Here is a 1,351-nt window from a genome sequence, read left to right as displayed (position 1 = left end):
GTCACCGTGAACTTCTCGGTCTTAGCCGCCGCCCCACCGGTACGCACCGCGGCGCGCGCCGCAGCAGTCGGGGTATAGGTGAACGTCCCATCAGGGTTGAACACCACCGCACCCTTGACCGTCGACGTCGAACTGTAGGTCACCACATCGTTATCGGCATCCCCAGGAGTGATCCTGCCCGACACCACACCAGAAGAGTTGTCGGGCAACCCGATCGACCCCGACGCATTCGGCGCGACGTTCTTGGCAGAAATCGGCACCGTCACCGTCACCGCCACCGGCGAACCATGACCGTCATCGACGGTGATGACGAACGCGTCCGTCTTGGCACCCGTCGGGCTGGCCGCGGCATGACGCGCCTCAAGTCTTGGGGTATAAACGAACTTCCGCTTGACCGGATCGAACTCAACGCTGCCATGAGCCGGATCACCGATCTTGGTGTAGGTCAACACATCACGGTCAGGATCGGTGGCGCTCACCGTGCCGGTCACCACACCGGTCGCCGCGCTGGGACGACCCACCGTCACACGCGCCACCGGCGGGTCGTTGTCCACATCCGCGGCGGTCACCAACAATGCGTTAGGCACCTCACCGGTAACCCCAACCGGAGCAACCAGCTGCTCATCGGCGCCCACCTCCCGGCGCGCCGCAGCCAACATCACCCACTCAGCCGGTGAATTCACCGGCGCCTCAGGCCCCCCGAATCCAGCCAGAAAATCGGACAACACCGACACCACCGAACTCGTCACCGACTCCGGCTCAGAGGTCACAGAAGACCGCTGCGGCGCCACAGCCGAGGGCTCAGGCACCAACACCACCGAATTCACCGCGCTGACCACAGAGGTGGACTCCTGAGACCGCGCCACCACATCCGCCGCGGCAACCGCCGCCCGCTCTCCGGAAAGATCGATCTGCGTCGCCGATACCGACGACTCCGGCGCCGTATTCACCGGTGCCGGCGTGCTCTGCGTCGACTGCGACTCACTCGAACCCGAGGCCACCGCAACCGGACCCTGAGCCACCGGCGCCGCCCCGCCATCAGGTCCAGTCTCTCCCGGGGGTTCTTCTTCGACCTCCTCTCGAGGCTCTTCTTCGGCTTCTTTATCGCTGCCGACGACGGAACCGGCCCCAGGATCACGCACCTCACCCTGGGCAGACACCACCACACCGCCACCGACATCCACGCTCGACACCGACCCCGCAGAGTCCTCCCCACTGCTGTCAGCACCAGGATCCGCGGTCAACCCCGCATCACCAGAAGCTCTCGCAACGCCCTGACCCGACGGCGACTCGACTCCGGTAGCAACCGGCGCCCCGGCACCCACATCAGAGCCCACCGCACCGACGCTGG

General features: G+C 65.9%; 1 protein-coding gene. It reads right to left on the bottom strand.

All coding sequences use genetic code 11. The features are described from left to right. A partial coding sequence (locus A5759_RS07535; protein WP_231984580.1) for an Ig-like domain-containing protein occupies window positions 1-1,184 on the bottom strand: 1,184 nt, incomplete at its 3' end. Window positions 1,185-1,351: the final 167 nt, after the last annotated feature.

This window comes from Mycobacterium sp. 852014-52144_SCH5372336 (genome assembly GCF_001665615.1).
Lineage (GTDB): Bacteria > Actinomycetota > Actinomycetes > Mycobacteriales > Mycobacteriaceae > Mycobacterium > Mycobacterium neumannii_A.
Note: the sequence above shows the minus strand (reverse complement) of the source record. Positions and strands in the feature narration are given on the sequence as shown.